Raw genomic sequence first — 23,564 nt, forward strand, 5'->3', positions numbered from 1 at the left:
GAAAGGAACCGCCACCATGGCGAAGCTCAGCACCGACGAGCTGCTCGACGCTTTCAAGGAGATGACTCTCCTGGAGCTCTCGGCCTTCCTCAAGGAGTTCGAGACCACCTTCGACGTCACCGCCGCCGCGCCGGTCGCCGTCGCCGCCGCCGCCCCGGGCGCCGCGCCTGCCGAGGCCGCCGAGGAGCAGGACGAGTTCGACGTGGTCCTCGAGGCCGCTGGCGACAAGAAGATCCAGGTCATCAAGGTCGTCCGCGAGGTCGTCTCCGGCCTGGGCCTGAAGGAGGCCAAGGAGCTGGTCGAGGCCGCTCCGAAGGCGATCCTGGAGAAGGTCACCAAGGAGGCCGCCGAGGCCGCCAAGGAGAAGCTCGAGGCGGCTGGCGCGAAGATCGCGGTCAAGTAAGTCAGCACCGTCAAGTAAGTCAGCACCGTCAAGTAAGTCAGCACCGTCAAGTAAGTCAGCACCGTCAAGTAAGTCAGCACCGTCAAGTAAGTCAGCACCACCCGCGAAGGGGCCCGGCGCCGTGTGCGCCGGGCCTTTTTGTGTCCCGGGCACAACCCCCACTGGTCACGCGCGGAGTCTTCCGAGTACTTTTCGAACTCAACGGTAACTTCGCCAGTAACCAGGGCGGAGCGCAGTCGTTGCCCCTATTGGCACCGCGTAGCGGTCGAGCACAACCGGGAGGTTCGATGGGCGCCGAGGTGGTCATCGAAGGCCTGACGAAGTCCTTCGGTAACCAGGCCATCTGGCGGGACGTCACGTTGTCCCTCCCGCCGGGCGAGGTCTCGGTCATGCTTGGCCCGTCCGGCACCGGAAAGTCGGTGTTCCTCAAGTCGATGATCGGCCTGCTCAAGCCCGACCGGGGCTCGTGCGTCGTCAACGGCGTCGACATCGTGACGTGCAGCGAAGCCAAGCTGTATGAGACCCGCAAGCTGTTCGGGGTGCTGTTCCAGGACGGCGCGCTATTCGGCTCGATGGACCTCTACGACAACGTGGCGTTCCCGCTGCGGGAGCACACCAAGAAGTCCGAGACCGAGATCAAGCGGATCGTGCTGGAGAAGCTGGAGCTGACCGGCCTGCAGGGCGCGGAGCACAAGCTGCCCGGCGAGATCTCCGGCGGTATGCGCAAGCGCGCCGGGCTGGCCCGCGCGCTGGTGCTCGACCCCGAGATCATCCTCTGCGACGAGCCGGACTCCGGTCTCGACCCGGTCCGCACCGCGTATCTCTCGCAGTTGCTGATCGACCTCAACGCGCAGATCGACGCGACGATCCTGATCGTCACCCACAACATCAACCTGGCCCGCACCGTGCCGGACAACCTGGGCATGCTCTTCCGCAAGGAACTGGTCATGTTCGGTCCCCGCGAGGTGCTGCTGACCAGCGACGAGCCCGTGGTCGAGCAGTTCCTCAACGGTCGCCGCATCGGCCCGATCGGCATGTCCGAGGAGAAGGACGCCGCGCAGATGGCCGCCGAGCAGGCGCACGTCGACGCGGGGCACCACGACGGCTCGGGCGCGGAGGACCTGCGTGGCGTCGTCCCGCAGATCGAGCCCACCCCGGGCCTGCCCGAGCGCCAGGGCGCGCGCAGGCGCAAGGACCGGGTCATGCAGATCCTGCACACGCTGCCCGAGGCGGCGCGGGAAGGCATCATCGACTCGCTCACCGACGCCGAACGCGCCCGCTACAACGTGCGTTCCCACCGTCGGCCCCCGGCGGCGAGCTTCCGCGGCAGCCTGCACGAGACGCAGGAGATCGCGCGGCTGCCCCGGCAGGACTGGCGGGGGGCAAGCGGGAGGTGACGCCCGGCGCGGCTAAGCAGGCCGATTTCCCCGGCGCGGGTGCGCTGCGGGAAACCGGCAGGCTGTGCGCGCTGGGCCTCGACGTGCTGGTGAGCATCTTCCGGCGGCCGTTCCAGACCCGGGAGTTCATCCAGCAGTGCTGGTTCATCGCCAGCGTCACCATCCTGCCGACCGCGCTGGTCGCCATCCCGTTCGGCGCGGTCATCGCCTTGCAGCTGGGCACCCTGATCGTGCAGCTGGGCGCGCAGTCGTTCACCGGCGCGGCCAGCGTGCTCGCCATCATCCAGCAGGCGGCGCCGCTGGTGACCGCGCTGCTGGTGGCGGGCGCGGGCGGCTCGGCGATCTGCGCGGACATCGGCTCCCGCACCATCCGCGAGGAGATCGACGCGATGGCGGTGCTGGGCGTCTCGCCCGTGCAGCGGCTCATCGTGCCCAGGGTGCTGGCCGCCATGCTGGTCGCGGTCCTGCTCAACGGCCTGGTCAGCGTGGTCGGGGTGATGGGCGGCTACTTCTTCACCGTGGTCCTGCAGGGCGGCACGCCCGGCGCGTACCTGTCCAGCTTCTCCGCGCTGGCGCAGCTTCCGGACCTGTGGGTCAGCGAGCTCAAGGCGCTCGTCTTCGGCTTCATCGCCGGGGTCGTGGCCGCCTACCGGGGGCTGCACCCCAAGGGCGGCCCGAAGGGGGTCGGCGACGCGGTTAACCAGGCGGTCGTCATCACGTTCCTGCTGCTGTTCTTCGTGAACTTCGTGCTGACCGCGGTCTACCTCCAGGCCGTCCCGGCGAAGGGGAGCTGAGCATGGCCTCCTCGATCGGCAAGGCGGCTCGGCGCGCGGCTCGGCGTCCGCTGGAGACCCTGGACGACCTGGGCGACCAGATGTCGTTCTACGTGCGCGCGATCGCCTGGATTCCGCGCGCGCTGCGCCGGTACACGCGCGAGACCATGCGGCTGCTCGCCGAGGTCAGCTTCGGCAGCGGCGCGCTCGCGGTCATCGGCGGCACGGTCGGGGTGATGGTCGGGCTGACCGTGTTCACCGGGGTCGTCGTCGGGATGCAGGGCTACGCGGCGCTCGACCAGATCGGCACGGCCGCGTTCTCCGGGTTCGCCTCGGCCTACATCAACACCCGGGAGATCGCGCCGCTGGTCGCCGGGCTGGCGCTGTCGGCGACGGTCGGCGCGGGCTTCACCGCGCAGCTTGGCGCGATGCGGATCTCCGAGGAGATCGACGCGCTGGAGGTCATGGCCGTCCCGAGCCTGCCGTTCCTGGTGACGACCCGGATCGTCGCCGGGTTCATCGCGGTCGTCCCGCTCTACATCATCGGCCTGCTGACGTCGTACCTGGCGTCGCGGACGATCACCGTGCACTTCTACGGCCAATCGGCGGGCACCTACGACCACTACTTCGACCTGTTCCTGCCGCCGCAGGACGTGTTCTGGTCGTTCGGCAAGGTGCTGGTCTTCGCGGTGATCATCATCTTGTCGCACTGCTACTACGGGTACACCGCCACCGGCGGCCCCGCGGGCGTCGGCGTGGCCGTGGGCCGGGCGGTGCGCACCACGATCGTCACCGTCGCGGTCGTCAACTTCTTCATCGGCTTCGCCATCTGGGGCACCACGACGACGGTGAGGATCGCGGGATGAGCACGGGCTTGGGCAAGGTGATCAAGCGGCGGCTCTACGGCCTGACGTTCCTCGCCGTTGTCGCAGGCCTGGTCGCGTTGAGCATCGCGATGTACAACAAGGCGTTCACCCCGGTCGCGTCGGTCGCGCTGACCACCGACAAGGTGGGCAACCAGCTCACGGTGCACTCCGATGTGAAGGTGCGCGGCCTGATCGTCGGCGAGGTCCGCCGGATCACCCCGACCGCAGACGGCGCTGAGCTCGACCTGGCGATCGACCCGGCGAAGATCGACGTCATCCCCAGCAACGTCGCCGCGCGGTTCCTGCCCAAGACCCTGTTCGGTGAGCGCTATGTCGCGCTGGTGATCCCGGCGGACGCCGCGCCGGACGCGCTGTCCGCTGGCGACCGCATCCGGCAGGACACCTCGACCAGGGCCGTCGAGCTGGAGCAGGCGTTCGAGAGCCTGCTGCCGGTGTTGCAGGCGGTGCAGCCGCAGAAGCTGTCGAGCACGCTTACCGCCATCTCCACCGCTTTGCAGGGCCGTGGTGAGGCTCTTGGCCAGACGCTGTCGGATCTAGGCAGGCTTGTCGGCGAGCTGAATCCGCACTTACCGAAGCTGCGGGAAGACCTGCGCTCGCTGGCAGCGGTAAGCGACGTCTACAGCGAGGCCGCGCCCGACCTGATCGCGGCGCTTACCGATCTCACGGTGACCTCGAAGACCGTCGCCGAGCAGCGCGCCAACCTCGACGTTTTGTTCGCCACGACGACCACCGCCGCGCGTGACCTGGAGTCGTTCCTGCGGGTCAACCGGGACAACCTGATCCGGCTCGCGGACTCGTCGCGGCCGACGCTGGAGACCCTGGCCCGGTACTCCCCGGAGTACCCGTGCCTGCTGCGGATGATGGCCGAGAACGTGCCCGCGCTGGACCAGGTGTTCGGCAAGGGCACCGACCAGCCCGGGCTGCACGTCACCCTGGAGGTCACCACCAACCGCGGCCCGTACAAGCCCGGGGTGGACGAGCCGCGGTACGACGAGGACCGCGGGCCGCGCTGCTACGACCTCACCCAGTTCCCCACGCCGTTCCCGCAGTCCCCGCCGGATGGGCCGCTGGGCGACGGCGCGTCGAACCCGCCGCCCGCCCGCCCGATCCAGGACGGCGTTTTGCCGCCCGCGTCCACCAGCCCCGCCTCGGCTGGCGGTGACGGGTTGGGGCTGCCGAACTCGCCGCAAGAGGCCGCGTTCGTGTCCCAGCTGCTCGCCCCGGGCATGGGTGTGGCCCCGGAGCAGGTGCCCGGGTGGAGCACGCTGCTGCTCGGCCCGGCGTTGCGCGGGACGGAGGTGGGCTTCAAGTGAGGGGAATCGCCGCGCCGCTGGTCAAGCTGGGCCTGTTCATGGTGCTCACGGTCGCCGCGACCGGGGTGCTGGCCGTCAGCGTCGCCAACGTCGACCTCAGCGCCACGAACACCTACACCGCGCGGTTCTCCGACGCCACGCTGCTGCTGCCCGGCGACGACGTGCGGATCGCGGGGGTGCGGGTCGGGCAGGTGGAGGAGGTCTCGGTCGCCGACCGCAAGCACGCGCAGGTCCGCTTCTCCGTCGCCGCGGACCGCGCGCTGCCCGCGTCGGTGACCGCGCAGATCAAGTTCCGCAACCTGGTCGGCCAGCGGTACGTCGCGCTCGGCCAGGGCGCGGGCTACGACCCGAACGCCGTGCTGGAGCCGGGCGGGACGATCCCGCTGGAGCGCACCCGGCCCGCGCTGGACCTGACCGAGCTGTTCAACGGGTTCAAGCCGCTGTTCCAAGCCCTCTCGCCCGACGACGTGAACAAGCTGTCCTACGAGATCATCCAGGTCTTGCAGGGCGAGGGCGGCACCGTGGAGACGCTGCTCGCGCACACCGCGTCGCTGACCACCACCCTCGCCGACAAGGACGCGGTGATCGGCGAGGTGATCGGCAACCTCAACGGCGTGCTCAGCACCGTCAACGCCCGCGGCGAGCAGCTCTCGCAGCTGGTGGTGCGGCTTCAGCGGCTCGTCAGCGGCCTCGCCGAGGACCGCGCGCCGATCGGGGACGCCGTCGACGCGCTCGGCGGGCTGGCCACGACGACCTCCGGCCTGCTCGAAGAGGCCCGCGAGCCGCTCAAGCAGGACATCGCCGCGCTGGGCGGGCTGACGGACACCCTCAACGACCACGAGGAACTGGTGGAGCACTTCATCCAGTTCCTGCCCGAGAAGACCACCGCGTTGACCCGCACGGTCGGCTACGGCTCCTGGTTCAACTTCTATCTGTGCGAGGCGACCGGCGAGGTCGGCATCCCCGGGCTGATCACCACGCCGGTCGAGATCCCGCTGCTGCCCGCGAGCCAGGAGAGGTGCCGGGCATGAAGCCGTTCAGCTCCCGCGACCCGATCCCTATCGGGATCGTCACCGTCCTGACGATCGCCCTCGCGCTGGTCGCCGCGGTCAACTCCGACGACCTGCCGATCATCGGCGGCGGCACCACCTACAGCGCCGAGTTCAGCGAGGCGGCGGGCATCGCGCCGGACGACGAGGTCCGCATCGCGGGCATCAAGGTCGGCGCGGTGTCGGATATAGACCTGGACCGGGACAAGGTGGTGGTCCGGTTCAAGGTCAAGGACGCGTGGGTGGGCGACCGGACCCGGGCCGAGATCAAGATCAAGACCCTGCTGGGGCAGAAGTACCTGGCGCTGGAGCCCGACGGCTCCGCCGTGCTCGACCCGGCCGTCCGCATCCCGCGCGAGCGCACCGCGGCCCCCTACGACGTGCTGGAGGCCTTCCGCGGCCTGGCCGAGACGGTGGACGAGGTCGACACCGCACAGCTCGCCGAGAGCTTCAAGGTCATCTCGCGGACCTTCGCCGACACCCCCGACGAGGTGCGCGGCGCGCTCAACGGCCTCCAGTCGCTCTCGCGCACGATCTCTTCGCGCGACCAGGAACTGGCCACGCTGCTGGACAACACCAAGCAGATCAGCAAGACCCTCGCGGATCGCGACGCCGAGGTCGCCCGGCTGCTCTCCGACGGCAACCTCTTGCTGGCCGAGCTCAACAACCGCAAGCAGGCGATCTCCGCGCTGCTCACCGGCACGCGGGACCTGTCGAGGGAGTTGCAGGGGCTCGTCGCGGACAACAACACCCAGCTCGGACCGGTCCTGGCCAGTCTCGACCAGCTCACCGCGATGCTCCAGCGCAACCAGGACTCGCTGGCGGAGGGCATCAGGAAGTTCGCCCCGTTCGCCCGGCAGTTCAACAACGCGCTCGGCACCGGCCGCTGGTTCGACGCCTACGTCTGCGGCCTGCTCCCGCCCGCCCTCGGCCCGCTCAACCAGCCCGGCTGCTTGGGGGACCCGTCATGAGTGGTGCCTTCGCGACCAAGCCGCGCCGGGACCTGGCCCGGGCCGCCGCCATCGTGTGCGTGCTCGGCCTGGTGCTCGCCACGGCCCTGTGGTGGCTGCTGCGCGAGCCCAACGCCAAGCGCTACACCGCCGTGTTCACCGGGGTCGTCGGCCTCTACGCGGACAACGACGTGCGCGTCCTCGGCGTCAAGGTCGGCGCGGTCGACCGCGTCACCCCGCGCGGGGACGTGGTCGAGGTCGAGTTGCTGGTCGACCGGACCGTCGAGGTGCCAGCCGACGCGCAGGCGGTGATCGTCGCGCCGTCGCTGGTGTCCGACCGGTACGTGCAGCTCGCACCCGCCCACACCGGCGGCGAGGTCATGCGGGCGGGCACGGTCATCCCGCGCGAGCGCACCGCGACCCCGCTGGAGGTGGACGACCTCTACGCGAGCCTGAACCGGGTCAGCACCGATCTCGGCCCCAACGGCGCGAACCAGGACGGGGCGCTGTCGGACCTGCTCGACACCCTCGCGAAGAACCTGGACGGCAACGGCCAGGCCATCAACGACACCGTCACCCAGCTCGGCAAGCTCAGCGGCACCCTGTCCGGCAACTCCGACGACCTGTTCGCCACCGTCCGGAACCTGCAGGAGTTCACCAGCACGCTCGCCGCGAGCGACGACCAGGTGCGCCGGTTCAACGAGCAGCTGGCCGAGGCGGCGAAGTTCCTCGCGGGCGAGCGCGGCAACCTCTCCGCGACGGTCAACCAGCTCAGCGTGGCGCTGGGCCAGGTCCAGGGATTCATCAACGACAACCGGGGCCGGATCAAGTCCAATATGGACAAGCTGGCCGCGGTGACCCAGGTGCTGGTCGAGCAGCGCGCCGCGCTCGCCGAGACGCTCGACGTCGCGCCGCTTGCGCTGAGCAACGTGGTCAACAGCTACAACGCCGCCTCCGGCACGCTCGACGCGCGGGCCAACCTCAACGAGCTGGCCCAGCCGCCGATCGTGACGGTGTGCAAGCTCGTCCGGCAGGGCACGACCGCCCCGCTGCCGCCCACGCTGGCCGACCTCTGCGACCGGCTCGCGCCGGTCGTGCGGGGCCTGGTGCCGCTGGAGTCGCCAGCGCAGGTCATCGACGGCCTGCGGAACGGGAAGCTGCCGAGCCTGCCGCTGCCGTTGGCCGGTCAGGTCTACGCGTCGCAGGGAGGTGGCCGGTGATGGCCCGCACCCGGCTTGCCGCTCTTATCGCTGCCAGTCTTATCGCCGCCAGCGCTCTTACGCTGTCCGGCTGCGGGTTCACCGGCATCTACGACCTGCCGTTGCCCGGCGGGGCCGATCTCGGAGACCGGCCGTACTCGGTGAAGGTCCAGTTCCGCGACGTGCTCGACCTCGTGCCGCAGTCCGGGGTGAAGGTCAACGAGGTCACCGTGGGCCGCGTCGACGCCATCGGGCTGGCCGCCGATGGCTGGACCGCGGAGGTGACCGTCCTGGTCAACGCGGGCGTCGAGCTGCCCGCAAATGCTTTCGCCAAGGTCCGGCAGTCCAGCCTGCTGGGGGAGAAGTACGTCGAGCTGAGCCCGCCGCCCGCCGGTCAGGCCGAGGGCAGGCTCACCGACGGCGCGCTGATCCCGATCGACCGCACCAACCGCAACACCGAGGTCGAGGAAGTCCTCGGCGCGCTGTCCCTGCTGCTCAACGGCGGCGGGGTGGAGCAGCTGCGGAGCATCACCCGCGAGCTGACCGCGGCCACCGAGGGCCGGGAGACCGATATCCGGGCCCTGCTGGACAACGTGAACACCATGGCCACGACCCTGGACGAGGGCAAAGCCGACATCACCCGGGCCCTCGACGGCCTCAACCGGCTCGCCAGCACCCTCAACGACCAGCGGGACGAGATCGCGGGCGTGGTGGACGGCATCGGTCCCGGCCTCAAGGTGCTCGCCGACCAGCGCAGGCAGTTGGTGACCATGCTGCAAAGCCTCGACGCGCTTTCCGGCGTCGCGGTAGACACGGTTAACCGGAGTCAGGAAGACCTGGTGGCAGACCTCAAGGCGCTCGCCCCGATGCTGCGAAAGCTCGGTGAGGCGGGGGAGAGCCTGCCCAAGTCGCTGGAGCTGCTGGTCACCTTCCCGTTCACCGACGAGGCGGTAAAAGGCGCCAAGGGCGACTACTTCAACATCTACGCCAAGCTCGACCTGAACCTGCGAACCGTCGTGGACAATCTGTCCCGCAGCAGGCAGAACCCGCTCCAGGACGTCCCGATCATCGGCGACGCCACCGGCGGCCAGGACGGGCCGCCGAGCACCGCGCCGCTGCCGCTGCCCGCGCTCGACCCGCCCGCCGCCCCGCGGACAGGTTCCGCTGGTCCGCTGTCGGGCTTGGACGGCATCGTCGACGTGCTCTTGGGAGGCGGCGCCTGATGCTCACCCAGCGAGTCCGCCGCCAGCTGATCGCGTTCCTGGTGATCGCCGTCGTCACGGTCGGCTACGCGGCCGTCCGGTTCACCGACCTCGGCCGCGCGTTCGGCGCGGACGGCTACCGGGTGACGCTGCGGCTGGTCGAGTCCGGCGGCATCTTCACCAACGCCGAGGTCACCTACCGCGGCGTGAACGTCGGCCGGGTCGGCGAGATCCGGCTGACCCGCGCGGGCATGGACGTCGACCTCGACATCGACCCGGCCGCGCCCGCCATCCCCGCCGACCTCGACGCCGTGGTCGCCAACCGGTCCGCGGTCGGCGAGCAGTTCGTGGACCTGCGCCCCCGTGCCGACGGCGGCCCCACCCTTACCGAGGGCTCGGTAATCCCCGCCGACCGCACTAAGACCCCGGTGAGCACCGACGCGGTAATCCGCGATCTGGACGCTCTCGCCAACTCGGTCCCGACCGAATCCCTGCGCACCGTCGTGGATGAGCTGGACAAGGCCTTCTCCGGGACCGGCCCGGACCTCCAGGCCCTGCTCGACACCACCGGCGAGTTCACCAAGGCCGCCCGCGACAACCTGCCGCAGACCATCAGACTGATCGAGGACGGCGGCGTGGTGCTCGACACCCAGGCCGCCCAGGCGGGCAACATCACCTCGTTCGCTGGCGACCTCCGGCTGCTCGCCGAGCAGCTGCGCGGCTCGGACCAGGACATCCGGACCCTCATCGCGGCCACCCCCGGAGCGGCCGACGCGGTGACCGGCCTGCTGCGCGAGTCCGGCCAGGGCCTCGGCGTGGTGCTGGCGAACCTGCTGACCACGTCGAACATCCTGCTGGCCCGCACCGACGGCCTCGAAATGGCGCTGGTGGCCTACCCGGTCCTGGCCGTCGGCCCGAAGACCGTCGTCCCCGGCGACGGCACCGCGCACCTGGGCCTCGCGCTGAACCTGTTCGACCCGCCCGCCTGCACCAAGGGCTACGAGGGCACACCCCGCCGCGACGGCGACGAGACCGACCCGGCCCCGGTGAACGAGAAGGCCTACTGCGCGGAGCCGGTCGGCAGCCCGATCAACGTCCGCGGCTCCCAGAACGCCCCGGTCGGCGGCAGACCGGTCGAGCCGACGCCCGAGGACCTGGCCGCGGCCCAGAGCCGCCCCCAGGAGCAACTGGCTGATCTCGCGGGCGTGCCCGGCACCCTCGGCGGCCCCGGTGTCACCGGTGGCGCCAGCCTCGCGGACCTGCTCGGCTTACCCCGCTGACCGGCAAACACGCACCTGACTGCGCACGGTCTACCCTGGAGCGCCATGACCACCACGGACACTGAAGAGCCACCGGAGTCTTCGGTGACCCCGCCGGGCCCCGCCGACAGCCCAGACGCCACCGACGGCGCCAAGGGCGCCGCCGATGAAGGCACTCGCGGTGTCGATGGGACCGGTGGCGCGGAGAGTGCTGTTGGTGCGGATGGCGCCGAGGACAATGTCGGTGCCGATAGCGCTGGTCGTGCCGACGAGACCGGCGGGGCCGAGAGCGCTGCCAGCGACGCAGGCGACACCAGCGGCGGCGATAGCGCTGACAGCGCGAACGGGGCCGGGCGCGCTGAAGCGGGCAACGGCGACGATGGCGGCGACGCCGGTGGTGTCGCGGGCAAGCGCCCGGGGCCGAATCCGTTCGTGGTGGCGGCGCTGGTGCTGGCGGTCGCCGCCGGGGGGCTCGCGGCGTGGTTCGGCGTCGCCTGGGCGCGGGCGGCGGGGAACGAGGACTTGGAGTTGGCCCGGCTGCGGGACGAGGTCGCCCGGGTCGCCAGCGCGGGCATCGTGACCTTCAACAGCCTCGACTTCCACAAGGTCGACGAGGACTTCGACCGCTGGGCCGCCACCGCCACCGGCCCCCTGCTGGACGAGGTGAACAGCCGCCGCGCGGCCACCAAGACCACCATCGAGCAGGCCAAGACGGTCACCACGGCCACCGTCCTCAAGACCGCCGTCATCAACCTCGAAAAGAGCGAGGGCAAGGCCGAGGTCATCGCCGCGATCCGGATCGACGTGGCCCCCGAGGGCAAGCCCGCCTACCAGAAGTTCCAGCGCATCCGGGGCTCCCTGGACCGCACGGACACCGGATGGAAGCTCAGCGGGCTCGGTTATGTGCCCTTCACGCCCGCCGGATAGCCGAGAGGACCCCGCAGTGCCCACGCCCCCGCCCCGCCGCCGTCCGGCAGTTCAGCCCACCCGCCGCCCCAAGGTGGCAGGCCTGCGCAAGCCCACCGGCACCCCCGAGCCGACCGCGCCCACCATTGACGACAACCCCACCGACCAGGCAGGCGTCGACAAGACCGCCGCGGGCAAGTCCGGTGCGGGTAAGACCACCGGGTCGGGCAGCACCGCGAAGACCGGGCAAGCCGACACCGCCGAGAAGCCCGCGAAGGTCCCGCCCCGCCCCGGCCTCGCCGCTGCGGCCCCCGAGATCCCCGCGCCGCCGCGCCTGACGCCCCGGCCGACGCCGCGGCCGTCGCCCCGGCCCAAGCAGGCCGCCACGGCAGGCGTTCTCGGCGCGGACGCCACCGCGACCGTTCCCGACACCGCAGTCGGCGCAAAGCAGGACGCGGGTAAGCAGGAGGACGGCGCGGGCTCACGGCCCGCCGGTAAGCGCCGTGCCCAGGGCTCGGCCGTGCCGGAGTACATGAGCACCGTCGAGCGTGGCTCCGGCGGCCGCAGGCGCGCGGCGGAGGCGGAGCCGACCGCGGCCGAGACGGCCGCCCGGGCCCGGTCCCGGGGGTTCAACCTGGCCATCGCCCTGGGCGTGCTGGCGCTGGTCCTGGCGGGAGCCGCGTTCTGGTTCAAGGGCGAGGCGGACTCGCTCACCGCGGGGGCGGACGCGCGGAACCGGGCCGTCATCGACCCGGCGGCCACCAGTGAGATCACCGGCAAGCTGCGCGGGGCCGTGGAGAGCGCGCTGTCCTACAACCACACCGACCTCGAAGCCACCGCCAAGGCCGTCCGGGAGAGCCTCGCGGGCAAGGCGGTCTGCGAGTACGACAAGCTCTTCGGTCAGCTCAAGGATCTCGCCCCGCAGCAGAAGCTCGTCCTGACGACCAAGGTCCGCGAGATGGGCGTGCAGCGGCTTGAGGGCGACCAGGCCGACCTGTTGGTCTTCGTCGACCAGACGACGACGCGCACCGACCAGGACCAGACTTCGGCCAGCGGAGCCCAGTTCGGCATCCGCGCGGAGCGCCAGGACGGTGTCTGGAAGATCACCGAGTTCGACATGCTCAACCAGCCGCTGCCCGCGGGCAACGACCCGGCCACATGCTGACTCCCGGTCGGCTAGCAGTTGTGTTTCCCCAGGTCAAGCGTAGGTTCGTGAGTGAGCGCACACTGCTGCAAAAGTGGACTGGTTGGCGTGGCATCTTGACTCAGCGACCGGGCGGGGTCACGCTGTAACCCAGCACGTACTGAGCGGGAGGACCGATTGAGCGGCGGGCCTCGACAGTCGCCCATTTAGTGGCTAGACTGCCCCTTTGCGCTGCCCACTTCCCGCACGCCCTTTGCCAAGAGCTAGGATGTTGGGCACCACGGCACCCTTGACAGGCGCGTTAACTCTTGCTAGCGCGGCTGTCAACCGCTCATAGTCCTGGAAGGACGCATCTTGGCAGTCTCCCGCGCGACCAAGGCCACTGCTGCGACCAACTCCACTGCTTCGAACTCTGGAATCCCGGGCGCTCCCCGACGGGTCTCGTTCGCGAAGATCCGTGAACCTCTGGGCACGCCCAATCTGCTGGATCTGCAGATTCAGTCGTTCGAGTGGTTCACCGGCAACGAGGCGTGGTTCCAGCGCCGCGTCGACGCCGGTGACGAGAGCCCCGTCGGTGGCCTCGAGGAAGTCCTGAACGAGATCTCCCCGATCGAGGACTTCTCCGGTTCCATGTCCCTGTCCTTCTCCGACCCGCGCTTCGACGAGGTCAAGGCCTCCGTCGAGGAGTGCAAGGACAAGGACATGACGTACGCGGCGCCGCTGTTCGTCACGGCCGAGTTCACCAACAACACCACCGGCGAGATCAAGAGCCAGACGGTGTTCATGGGCGACTTCCCGGTCATGACCAACAAGGGCACCTTCATCATCAACGGCACCGAGCGCGTCGTGGTGTCGCAGCTGGTGCGCTCGCCGGGCGTCTACTTCGACACCGCGATCGACAAGACGACCGACAAGGACGTCTTCAACGTCCGGGTCATCCCGAGCCGCGGCGCCTGGCTGGAGTTCGACGTCGACAAGCGCGACACCGTCGGCGTGCGCATCGACCGCAAGCGCCGCCAGCCGGTCACCGTGCTGCTCAAGGCGCTGGGCTGGACCACCGAGGCGATCCGCGAGCGGTTCCACTTCTCCGAGACGCTGCTGGCGACCCTGGAGAAGGACCACACCGCGGGCACCGACGAGGCGCTGCTCGACATCTACCGCAAGCTGCGCCCGGGCGAGCCGCCGACCAAGGAGTCCGCGCAGACCCTGCTGGAGAACCTGTTCTTCAAGGACAAGCGCTACGACCTGGCCAAGGTCGGCCGGTACAAGGCCAACAAGAAGCTCGGCCTGTCCATCCCGAAGGACACCGGCGTGCTGACCGAGGACGACATCGTCACCACGATCGAGTACCTGGTCCGCCTGCACGCCGGTGAGACCGAGATGACGGTCGGCGACGGCGAGAACGCGGTCACCATCCCGGTCGAAGTCGACGACATCGACCACTTCGGCAACCGCCGCCTGCGCACCGTCGGCGAGCTGATCCAGAACCAGATCCGGGTCGGCCTCTCCCGCATGGAGCGCGTCGTCCGCGAGCGGATGACCACCCAGGACGTCGAGGCCATCACGCCGCAGACCCTGATCAACATCCGCCCGGTCGTCGCGGCGATCAAGGAGTTCTTCGGGACATCGCAGCTCTCGCAGTTCATGCAGCAGACCAACCCGGTCGACGGCCTGACCCACAAGCGCCGCCTCTCGGCGCTGGGCCCGGGTGGTCTGTCCCGTGAGCGCGCGGGCATGGAGGTCCGCGACGTCCACCACAGCCACTACGGCCGCATGTGCCCGATCGAGACCCCGGAAGGCCCGAACATCGGCCTGATCGGGTCGCTGTCGTCGTATGCGCGGGTCAACCCGTTCGGGTTCATCGAGACCCCGTACCGCAAGGTCGTCGAGGGCCAGGTCACCGACCAGATCGACTACCTGACCGCGGACGAGGAAGACCGGCACGTCATCGCGCAGGCCAACGCGCCGCTGGACGACCAGAACCACTTCGCAGAAGAGCGCGTCCTGGTCCGCAAGAAGGGCGGCGAGGTCGAGCTGATCGAGCCGTTCGACGTGGACTACATGGACGTCTCGCCGCGGCAGATGGTCTCGGTCGCGACCGCGATGATCCCCTTCCTGGAGCACGACGCCGCGAACCGCGCGCTCATGGGCGCCAACATGCAGCGGCAGGCGGTGCCGCTGCTGCGCAGCGAGGCCCCGCTGGTCGGCACCGGCATGGAGTTGCGCGCCGCGGTCGACGCGGGCGACCTCGTGGTGGCGTCGAAGAGCGGTGTCATCGAGGAGCTGTCCGCGGACTTCATCACGGTGATGGCCGACGACGGCACCCGCCAGACCTACGGGATGTACAAGTTCCGCCGGTCCAACCAGGGCACCTGCATCAACCAGAAGCCGATCGTCTCCGAGGGCGACCGCGTCGAGGCCGGCCAGGTCATCGCCGACGGCCCGTGCAACGAGAACGGCGAGATGGCGCTGGGCAAGAACCTGCTCGTGGCGATCATGCCGTGGGAGGGGCACAACTACGAGGACGCGATCATCGTCTCGCAGCGCCTCGTGCAGGACGACGTGCTCACCTCCATCCACATCGACGAGCACGAGATCGACGCGCGCGACACCAAGCTGGGCGCGGAGGAGATCACCCGGGACATCCCGAACGTCTCCGAAGAGGTCCTGGCCGACCTCGACGAGCGCGGCATCATCCGGATCGGCGCCGAGGTCGGCGCTGGCGACATCCTGGTCGGCAAGGTCACGCCCAAGGGCGAGACCGAGCTGACCCCGGAGGAGCGGCTGCTCCGCGCGATCTTCGGCGAGAAGGCGCGCGAGGTCCGCGACACCTCGCTCAAGGTCCCGCACGGCGAGACCGGCAAGGTCATCGGCATCCGCGTGTTCAGCCGCGAGGACGAGGACGAGCTGCCCCCGGGCGTCAACGAGCTGGTCCGGGTCTACGTGGCGCAGAAGCGCAAGATCCAGGACGGTGACAAGCTCGCGGGCCGCCACGGCAACAAGGGCGTCATCGGCAAGATCCTGCCCGTCGAGGACATGCCGTTCCTCGCGGACGGGACGCCCGTCGACGTCGTGCTCAACACCCACGGTGTCCCCCGTCGTATGAACATCGGCCAGATCCTGGAGTCCCACCTCGGGTGGATCGCCAAACAGGGCTGGAAGATCGAGGGCAACCCGGAGTGGGCGAACATGCTCCCCGAGGAGCTCCACGACGTCGAGCCGAACACGAACACCGCGACCCCGGTGTTCGACGGCGTCCGCGAGAACGAGCTGACCGGCCTGCTCGCCTCGACCCGGCCCAACCGGGACGGCGAGCGCATGGTCAAGGAGAACGGCAAGGCGACCCTGTTCGACGGCCGCAGCGGCGAGCCGTACCCGTACCCGGTCTCGGTCGGGTACATGTACATCCTCAAGCTGCTGCACCTGGTCGACGACAAGATCCACGCCCGGTCCACCGGCCCGTACTCGATGATCACCCAGCAGCCGCTCGGCGGTAAGGCGCAGTTCGGTGGCCAGCGCTTCGGTGAGATGGAGTGCTGGGCCATGCAGGCCTACGGCGCGGCGTACACGCTGCAGGAGCTGCTGACGATCAAGTCCGACGACGTGCTCGGCCGCGTCAAGGTCTACGAGGCGATCGTCAAGGGCGAGAACATCCCGGAGCCGGGCATCCCCGAGTCCTTCAAGGTGCTCCTCAAGGAGCTCCAGTCGCTGTGCCTGAACGTGGAGGTGCTGTCCAGCGACGGCGCCGCCATCGAGATGCGCGACGGCGACGACGAGGACCTGGAGCGCGCCGCGGCCAACCTGGGCATCAACTTGTCCCGCAATGAGTCGGCCTCGGTCGACGACATCGTCAACTGACCTCGCCGCCCCCGGCCCGCGCGCGGGCCGGGGGCCTGATCCCCCATTTCAAGCTGTAACCAAGAAGGGGAGAAGGAAACCTCCGTGCTGGACGTTAACTTCTTTGATGAGCTCCGGATCGGGCTTGCGACCGCCGATGACATCCGTCAGTGGTCCTTTGGCGAGGTCAAGAAGCCCGAGACGATCAACTACCGCACCCTCAAGCCGGAGAAGGACGGGCTCTTCTGCGAGAAGATCTTCGGTCCCACCCGGGACTGGGAGTGCTACTGCGGCAAGTACAAGCGCGTCCGCTTCAAGGGCATCATCTGTGAGCGCTGTGGCGTCGAGGTGACGCGCGCCAAGGTGCGGCGTGAACGCATGGGGCACATCGAGCTGGCCGCCCCGGTCACCCACATCTGGTACTTCAAGGGCGTCCCGAGCCGCCTGGGCTACCTGCTCGACCTCGCGCCGAAGGATCTGGAAAAGATCATCTACTTCGCCGCGTACGTCATCACCACGGTGAACACCGAGCTGCGCCACAACGACCTGCCGACGCTGGAGTCGGAGATGGGCGTCGAGCGCAAGCAGGTCGAGAACAAGCGCGACGCCGACATCGAGGCCCGCGCGCAGAAGCTCGAAGCCGACCTCGCGCAGCTTGAGGCCGAGGGCGCCAAGAGCGACGTGCGCCGCAAGGTCAAGGAGGGCGGCGAGCGGGAGATGCGCCAGCTCCGCGACCGCGCCCAGCGCGAGCTGGACCGGCTGGACGAGATCTGGTCCACCTTCACCAAGCTCGACATCAAGCAGCTCATCGCCGACGAGCTGCTCTACCGCGAGCTGATCGACCGCTACGGCGACTACTTCACCGGGTCGATGGGCGCCGAGGCGATCCAGACCCTGGCCCGCGATTTCGACATCGACGCCGAGGCCGACAGCCTGCGCGACACGATCCGCAACGGCAAGGGGCAGAAGAAGCTCCGCGCCCTCAAGCGGCTCAAGGTCGTCGCCGCGTTCCAGGCGACCCGCAACTCGCCCATGGGCATGGTGCTCGACTGCGTGCCGGTGATCCCGCCGGACCTGCGCCCCATGGTCCAGCTCGACGGCGGCCGCTTCGCGACGTCCGACCTGAACGACCTCTACCGCCGCGTGATCAACCGCAACAACCGGCTCAAGCGGCTGATCGACCTCGGCGCGCCCGAGATCATCGTCAACAACGAGAAGCGGATGCTGCAGGAGGCCGTCGACGCGCTGTTCGACAACGGCCGCCGCGGCCGTCCGGTGACCGGCCCGGGCAACCGGCCGCTCAAGTCGCTGTCCGACCTGCTCAAGGGCAAGCAGGGCCGGTTCCGCCAGAACCTCCTGGGCAAGCGCGTCGACTACTCGGGCCGTTCGGTCATCGTGGTCGGCCCGCAGCTCAAGCTGCACCAGTGCGGCCTGCCCAAGGCGATGGCGCTGGAGCTGTTCAAGCCGTTCGTCATGAAGCGGCTGGTCGACCTCAACCACGCGCAGAACATCAAGTCAGCCAAGCGCATGGTCGAGCGGTCCCGCCCGGCCGTGTGGGACGTGCTCGAAGAGGTCATCACCGAGCACCCGGTGATGCTCAACCGCGCGCCCACGCTGCACCGCCTCGGCATCCAGGCCTTCGAGCCGCAGCTGGTGGAAGGCAAGGCCATCCAGCTGCACCCGCTGGTCTGCGAGGCGTTCAACGCCGACTTCGACGGCGACCAGATGGCGGTCCACCTGCCGCTGTCGGCCGAGGCGCAGGCCGAGGCCCGCATCCTGATGCTGTCTTCGAACAACATCCTGTCCCCGGCGTCGGGCCGCCCGCTGGCGATGCCGCGGTTGGACATGGTCACCGGCATTTACCACCTGACCCGCCTCAAGGAGGACGGGCTGGGCGCCGGGCTGGCGTTCTCATCGCCCGCCGAGGCGATCATGGCCTTCGACCGCAAGGTCATCGGCCTGCAGTCGCTGGTGAAGATCCGCATCGCCGACCGCAACCCGGGTCCGGGGATGCAGCCGGAGGACTGGAGCCCCGGCCAGCCGTGGCTGGCCGAGACCACCCTGGGCCGGGTGCTGTTCAACGAGCTGCTCCCGCCGGACTACCCGTTCATGAACGAGCCGATGCCCAAGAAGCGGCAGGCCGCGGTCGTGAACGACCTCGCCGAGCGGTACCCGATGGTCACCGTGGCGCGGACCCTGGACAAGCTCAAGGACGCGGGCTTCTACTGGGCCACCCGCTCGGGTGTCACCATCGCGATCTCCGACGTCGTCGTGCCGCCCGCCAAGCAGGGCATCCTCGACGAGTACGAGAAGAAGGCCGACACGGTCGAGAAGCGCTACCAGCGCGGCCAGCTCTCCTCGACCGAGCGGAACAACGAGCTCGTCAAGGTGTGGAGCAACGCGACCGAGGACGTCGCCCGCGCCATGGAGGAGAACTTCCCCGACGACAACCCGATCCCGACGATCGTGAAGTCGGGCGCGGCGGGCAACATGACCCAGATCCGTCAGCTCGCGGGCATGAACGGCCTGGTCACCAACCCGCGCGGTGAGTTCATCCCTCGCCCGATCAAGTCCAATTTCCGCGAGGGCCTGTCGGTGCTGGAGTACTTCATCGCCACGCACGGCGCCCGCAAGGGTCTGGCCGACACCGCGCTGCGCACCGCCGACTCGGGTTACCTGACCCGTCGTCTGGTGGACGTCTCGCAGGACGTCATCGTCCGCGAGGTCGACTGCGGCACCACCCGCGGCATCGTGATGACGCTGGGCGAGCCGATGGCCGACGGCAAGATCCTGCGCGACCAGCACGTCGAGACCAGCGTCTACGCGCGCTGCGTCTCCGACGACGTGAAGGACGGCGACGGCAACGTCATCCTGAACCGGGCCGACGACCTCGGCGACCCGGCGATCGAGAAGCTGCTGTCCTCGGGCGTGTCGAAGGTCAAGGTGCGCTCCGTGCTCACCTGCGAGGCCCAGGTCGGCGTCTGCGCCACCTGCTACGGCCGCTCGATGGCGACCGGCCAGCTGGTCGACATCGGCGAGGCCGTGGGCATCGTGGCCGCGCAGTCCATCGGTGAGCCGGGCACCCAGCTCACGATGCGCACGTTCCAGCAGGGTGGCGTGGTCAACGACGACATCACCACGGGTCTTCCGCGTGTGCAGGAGCTGTTCGAGGCCCGTGTCCCCAAGGGCAAGGCGCCCATCGCCGACGTCGACGGCCGGGTCCGCATCGAGGACGGCGACCGGTTCTGGAAGATCACCCTGACGCCGGACGACGGCAGCGAGGAGATCATCTTCGAGAAGCTGTCGAAGCGCCAGCGGCTCGCGGTCACCCCGGACGGCCCGCTGGCCGACGGCGACCACGTGAACGTCGGCCAGCAGTTGCTCGAAGGCACCCGGGACCCGCACGAGGTGCTGCGGGTCATGGGTCCGCGCGAGGCTCAGCTGCACCTGGTGGACGAGGTCCAGAAGGTGTACCGGGCGCAGGGTGTGTCCATCCACGACAAGCACATCGAGGTCATCGTCCGGCAGATGCTGCGCCGGGTCACGATCCTCGACAGCGGCGCCGCCGAGTTCCTGCCCGGCGCTCTCATCGAGCGCGCCGAGTTCGAGGCGGAAAACCGCCGGGTCGTCGCGGCGGGCGGCGAGCCCGCCTCCGGCCGTCCGGTCCTGATGGGCATCACCAAGGCGTCGCTGGCCACCGACTCGTGGCTGTCGGCCGCCTCCTTCCAGGAGACGACCCGCGTCCTCACCGACGCGGCGATCAACGGCCGCAGCGACAAGCTCGTTGGCCTGAAGGAGAACGTCATCATCGGTAAGTTGATCCCGGCTGGCACGGGCATCAACAAGTACCGCAACATCCAGGTCCAGCCGACCGAAGAGGCCCGGGTCGCCGCCTACGCGATCCCGTCCTACGACGACGGCTACTACACCCCGGATGTGTTCGGCACCGGCACCGGCGCCGCGGTCCCGCTGGACGACTACGACTTCGGCCGCGACTACCGCTGACCCGAAATCGCTCCACCGAAGCGCCCCCAGCCCCCGCGGCTGGGGGCGCTTCGCTTCGCGGCCGCTCCCGGGCGCATGTAGGACAAAATGTAGTAGAATAGCGGGCATGGAGCAGATCCCCGTCCGCGTCCTCAACCAGGACACAGCGGGCGCACTGGAACGGGTGCTCAACGGCGAGAGCCTGGAGATCACCAGCCGGGGAAAGCCGATCGCGCGCCTGGTCCCCGTCGGGACCAGCGACGTCGATGACCTCGTCGCCGCGGGTCGCGCCATCCCGGCCGCGGTTCGCGGTCCATTCCAGGTCCCGCGGGGAGAGGTCGACCAGAGCGCCTCGGCAAGCGCGGCCCTGCTGGCCATGCGCGACGAGGAGCGTTGGTGATCTATCTCGACAGTTGCGCGATCGTCAAGCTGATCACTCCTGAGCCGGAGTCCGCCGCCTTCGTGCACTGGCTCAATGACCGGCCGGGGGAAACCATCGTGACGTCGACCCTGGCCGAAGTCGAGGTGCCCAGGGCGCTGCGGCGTTCCGCCCCTGGCGTGCTCGGCGTCGTCACCAGCGTCCTGTCCGGATTTGTGCGTTTCGAGATCGATGGGCCAGTCCGCGCGACCGCTGCCGCTTACCTCGACAAGCACCTGCGGACACTCGACGCCATCCATCTGGCCACGGCGGAGAATCTTGTGGGCTCAGGCAAGTCCCTCACGGCGTTCGTGACCTATGACAAACGGCTCGCGGCCGCGGTTTCCGCGGCAGGCCTGCCGGTGGCGGCTCCCGGGGCTTAGACCATTTCCAGGATCGAATCGAGGCGCTTCCCGGTCAGGACGCGGGTGGCCGGGTGAAGGACTGCACGCAGTAGCGGCCTTGGACGACCGCCACGACGGCGACCGGGTAAAAAGGTTGGGTCGGGTTGGACAGGTCGCCTGCGAGGTTGTAAGTGCCGGTGGTCGCGTCGGACACTCGGGTCATGATGTAAACGTAGCGTGGTTTTCTGGCGTTGAGTTGGGTGATGAGGTCCGTGGTGGCTGAATCAGCGGGGTCGCAGAGAAAACCGATCGCCCGCTGTCCGCCGTCGGAAAGTTCCAGGGCGTCGCCGAATTGTTCGGCCGTCTGCTCCGCCTTGACCAGATCGAAAGCCGGGGCGGGCGGGCTCAGGAAGAAACCCGGCGCGACGAATCCGGTGAACGCCAGTCCGAGCAGTGCGACGACACCGACCGCGAGGCCCACCCACAGCCCGGTGTGCGACGGGCGCGGCGGCCCAGAGGGATACCCCGGCGGGTGTGGTGGCCCATAGGCAGGCCCCGCCGGGTACGGGTGGCCCGGCATGGCCCCCGGGGGATAGCCGGGCTGCGGGCCGTAACCCGGGGCCGCGGTGGGCGGCGGGCCGTGCGGTGGTCCCTGGTGCGGCGGGTGGCTCATCGACACTCTTTCGTAGCGGGAACCGGTGGCGGCAGGGTATCGGCTCGGTTTCGGGGCCCGGGGGCGGATTCGCCAAGCTCCTATCGCCCCGAGGGCGCCTTCATCCCCAGGCCGGTGGCGCGGAACGCCGGGCAGGCGCCGCGACCCCGGAGGCGCGCCATGGCCCGTCTGGGCAGGCTCTTGGCCGCCACCGTCTTCGTTCAGCGGGATCTACGCGCCGCGCGACGACGACCGCACCCCGGTGAACTTCTCCTACGCCGAGCTGAACACCTGCGACTCGACCTGGTCCGGGGGCGCGGTGGCGGCGGCCGCCACCTCCACGGCGACGCCGTCGTCCTCGGCTCCGGCCCGCAGTCGCCGTGCCGGTCGGCGCGGCAGGCGCGCGCCACGGCGTCACCGGCATCCTCGGCCCCGGCTACCCGGGCCACCAGCGACCGCCCCACGTCGACCACACCCACGTCGACCAACACCCACGTCGACCACCGCCGGGCCGGTTCTGGTCGGCCGTGTGCGGCGCACGGCCAGCCCCGTCCCGACCGGGGCCCTATGCTGGGGCCGGGCGGCGGGCCGCCGGAGTCTCGAAACGGTATCGATCGGATACCGGCAGTGACCAGGAAAGTCGTGGGAACACCACTCGCGCGCTCCGGGGCACCCCGTTTTGACCTCGCCCCCGGGGTCACGGTATCTTTGCTACTCGTGCCCGACCCATGTCGGGTCGGTCCGTGTGCCTGTGCCGCGCGGTTCGTGCGCTGATGGTCGTTCATCCGATCGTCCGTGACCGGACTCCTGCCAGTCACGTCGGAGTTCCTCCCGAACCCCGCAGGGATGATTCAGTCCCACGCGGGTTTCTCCGATCCGGGCGACACGCCCGACCTCGGGGGGCGGGTGGAGCAGCAGGAACCGCAAGTACACAGTGCCTTCGGCGCCCGCGTGGTCGTCGAGCGTGAACAGAGAAAGCCGGTCTATGCCCACGATCCAGCAGCTGGTCCGCAAGGGCCGCCAGGACAAGGTCGCCAAGCAGAAGACTGCGGCTCTCAAGGGGAGCCCGCAGCGGCGTGGCGTGTGCACCCGCGTGTACACCACCACCCCGAAGAAGCCGAACTCCGCACTGCGCAAGGTCGCTCGCGTGAAGCTGACCAGCGGCATCGAGATCACGGCGTACATCCCTGGCGAGGGTCACAACCTGCAGGAGCACTCCATGGTGCTCGTCCGCGGTGGCCGCGTTAAGGACCTTCCGGGTGTTCGTTACAAGATCATCCGCGGCTCGCTGGACACCCAGGGTGTGAAGAACCGCAAGCAGGCCCGCAGCCACTACGGCGCGAAGAAGGAGAAGAGCTGACATGCCCCGTAAGGGACCGGCCCCGAAGCGGCCGCTGATCTCCGACCCGGTGTACAGCTCGCCGCTGGTCACCCAGCTGATCAACAAGGTGCTCAAGGACGGCAAGCGCTCCGTCGCCGAGCGGATCGTCTACGGCGCTCTCGAAGGCGCCCGCGACAAGACCGGCACCGACCCGGTCGTCACGCTCAAGCGCGCGCTCGACAACGTGAAGCCCACCATCGAGGTGAAGAGCCGCCGCGTCGGTGGCGCCACCTACCAGGTGCCGATCGAGGTCAAGCCGGGCCGCTCCACCACCCTGGCGCTGCGCTGGCTGGTCTCCTTCTCCCAGGCGCGCCGTGAGAAGACCATGATCGAGCGCCTCATGAACGAGTTGCTCGACGCGTCCAACGGCCTTGGCGCGAGCGTCAAGCGCCGCGAGGACACCCACAAGATGGCCGAGTCCAACAAGGCCTTCGCCCACTACCGCTGGTGACAACCGGCTCCGGCC

The 23,564-nt window shown here is 69.3% G+C and carries 19 protein-coding genes; 18 read left to right on the forward strand and 1 reads right to left on the reverse strand.

The window, feature by feature from the left end; all coding sequences use genetic code 11:
• Positions 1-16 precede the first annotated feature (16 nt).
• From rplL to BLS56_RS21915, 16 genes are all read left to right on the forward strand, one after another.
• A complete protein-coding gene (rplL, locus tag BLS56_RS21840; RefSeq protein WP_091454039.1) occupies positions 17-403 on the forward strand; it encodes a 50S ribosomal protein L7/L12 in 387 nt (128 codons plus the stop codon).
• Positions 404-690: 287 nt separating this feature from the next.
• Positions 691-1,800, forward strand: coding sequence for an ABC transporter ATP-binding protein (locus BLS56_RS21845; protein WP_091454041.1), 1,110 nt, complete (start codon positions 691-693; stop codon positions 1,798-1,800).
• On the forward strand, positions 1,797-2,594 hold the full coding sequence (locus tag BLS56_RS21850; protein ID WP_091454047.1) for an MlaE family ABC transporter permease: 798 nt from the start codon (positions 1,797-1,799) through the stop codon (positions 2,592-2,594). Before BLS56_RS21845 ends, BLS56_RS21850 begins: the two co-directional genes overlap by 4 nt.
• A gap of 2 nt (positions 2,595-2,596) precedes the next feature.
• On the forward strand, positions 2,597-3,439 hold the full coding sequence (locus tag BLS56_RS21855; RefSeq protein WP_091454050.1) for an MlaE family ABC transporter permease: 843 nt from the start codon (positions 2,597-2,599) through the stop codon (positions 3,437-3,439).
• On the forward strand, positions 3,436-4,773 hold the full coding sequence (locus tag BLS56_RS21860) for an MCE family protein (protein ID WP_091454051.1): 1,338 nt from the start codon (positions 3,436-3,438) through the stop codon (positions 4,771-4,773). The genes BLS56_RS21855 and BLS56_RS21860 overlap by 4 nt, the downstream gene beginning before the upstream one ends.
• A complete protein-coding gene (locus BLS56_RS21865; protein WP_091454054.1) occupies positions 4,770-5,804 on the forward strand; it encodes an MCE family protein in 1,035 nt (344 codons plus the stop codon). Before BLS56_RS21860 ends, BLS56_RS21865 begins: the two co-directional genes overlap by 4 nt.
• Positions 5,801-6,793: an MCE family protein gene (locus BLS56_RS21870; RefSeq protein ID WP_091454290.1), complete on the forward strand. Its 993-nt coding sequence runs from the start codon at positions 5,801-5,803 to the stop codon at positions 6,791-6,793. The genes BLS56_RS21865 and BLS56_RS21870 overlap by 4 nt, the downstream gene beginning before the upstream one ends.
• Positions 6,790-7,992 carry an MCE family protein gene (locus BLS56_RS21875; protein ID WP_091454057.1) on the forward strand — a complete coding sequence of 401 codons (1,203 nt, stop codon included), beginning with the start codon at positions 6,790-6,792 and terminating at the stop codon, positions 7,990-7,992. The genes BLS56_RS21870 and BLS56_RS21875 overlap by 4 nt, the downstream gene beginning before the upstream one ends.
• The gene (locus BLS56_RS21880) at positions 7,992-9,194 is read left to right on the forward strand and encodes an MCE family protein (protein ID WP_091454058.1); all 1,203 of its coding nucleotides are present in this window, start codon (positions 7,992-7,994) and stop codon (positions 9,192-9,194) included. The genes BLS56_RS21875 and BLS56_RS21880 overlap by 1 nt, the downstream gene beginning before the upstream one ends.
• Positions 9,194-10,453 (forward strand): MCE family protein, encoded by a 1,260-nt coding sequence (locus BLS56_RS21885; RefSeq protein ID WP_091454061.1) that lies wholly within the window; start codon positions 9,194-9,196, stop codon positions 10,451-10,453. Before BLS56_RS21880 ends, BLS56_RS21885 begins: the two co-directional genes overlap by 1 nt.
• Positions 10,454-10,498: 45 nt before the next feature.
• A complete protein-coding gene (locus tag BLS56_RS21890; protein WP_091454076.1) occupies positions 10,499-11,359 on the forward strand; it encodes a hypothetical protein in 861 nt (286 codons plus the stop codon).
• A gap of 16 nt (positions 11,360-11,375) precedes the next feature.
• Positions 11,376-12,503 carry a hypothetical protein gene (locus BLS56_RS21895; protein ID WP_139190901.1) on the forward strand — a complete coding sequence of 376 codons (1,128 nt, stop codon included), beginning with the start codon at positions 11,376-11,378 and terminating at the stop codon, positions 12,501-12,503.
• A 333-nt stretch (positions 12,504-12,836) separates the two neighbouring features.
• Complete coding sequence (gene rpoB, locus BLS56_RS21900; protein WP_091454080.1) at positions 12,837-16,340, forward strand: DNA-directed RNA polymerase subunit beta; 3,504 nt, start codon at positions 12,837-12,839, stop codon at positions 16,338-16,340.
• Between the two features lie 84 nt (positions 16,341-16,424).
• Positions 16,425-20,324 (forward strand): DNA-directed RNA polymerase subunit beta', encoded by a 3,900-nt coding sequence (locus tag BLS56_RS21905; protein ID WP_091454082.1) that lies wholly within the window; start codon positions 16,425-16,427, stop codon positions 20,322-20,324.
• Between the two features lie 106 nt (positions 20,325-20,430).
• Entirely contained in the window at positions 20,431-20,703 is a 273-nt protein-coding gene (locus BLS56_RS21910) for a type II toxin-antitoxin system Phd/YefM family antitoxin (RefSeq protein ID WP_091454083.1), read from the forward strand.
• Complete coding sequence (locus tag BLS56_RS21915) at positions 20,700-21,104, forward strand: type II toxin-antitoxin system VapC family toxin (protein WP_091454086.1); 405 nt, start codon at positions 20,700-20,702, stop codon at positions 21,102-21,104. The genes BLS56_RS21910 and BLS56_RS21915 overlap by 4 nt, the downstream gene beginning before the upstream one ends.
• 34 nt (positions 21,105-21,138) lie before the next feature.
• Here the strand turns inward: BLS56_RS21915 and BLS56_RS21920 are convergent, their stop codons facing one another.
• Positions 21,139-21,738, reverse strand: coding sequence for a hypothetical protein (locus tag BLS56_RS21920; RefSeq protein ID WP_139190902.1), 600 nt, complete (start codon positions 21,736-21,738; stop codon positions 21,139-21,141).
• Between the two features lie 964 nt (positions 21,739-22,702).
• Between BLS56_RS21920 and rpsL the strand changes: the two genes are divergently transcribed.
• Both rpsL and rpsG read left to right on the forward strand, forming a co-directional pair.
• Positions 22,703-23,077 (forward strand): 30S ribosomal protein S12, encoded by a 375-nt coding sequence (gene rpsL / locus BLS56_RS21930; protein WP_091454089.1) that lies wholly within the window; start codon positions 22,703-22,705, stop codon positions 23,075-23,077.
• A gap of 1 nt (position 23,078) precedes the next feature.
• Positions 23,079-23,549 (forward strand): 30S ribosomal protein S7, encoded by a 471-nt coding sequence (gene rpsG, locus BLS56_RS21935; protein WP_018682836.1) that lies wholly within the window; start codon positions 23,079-23,081, stop codon positions 23,547-23,549.
• Positions 23,550-23,564: the final 15 nt, after the last annotated feature.

Source organism: Actinokineospora iranica (genome assembly GCF_900101685.1).
Lineage (GTDB): Bacteria > Actinomycetota > Actinomycetes > Mycobacteriales > Pseudonocardiaceae > Actinokineospora > Actinokineospora iranica.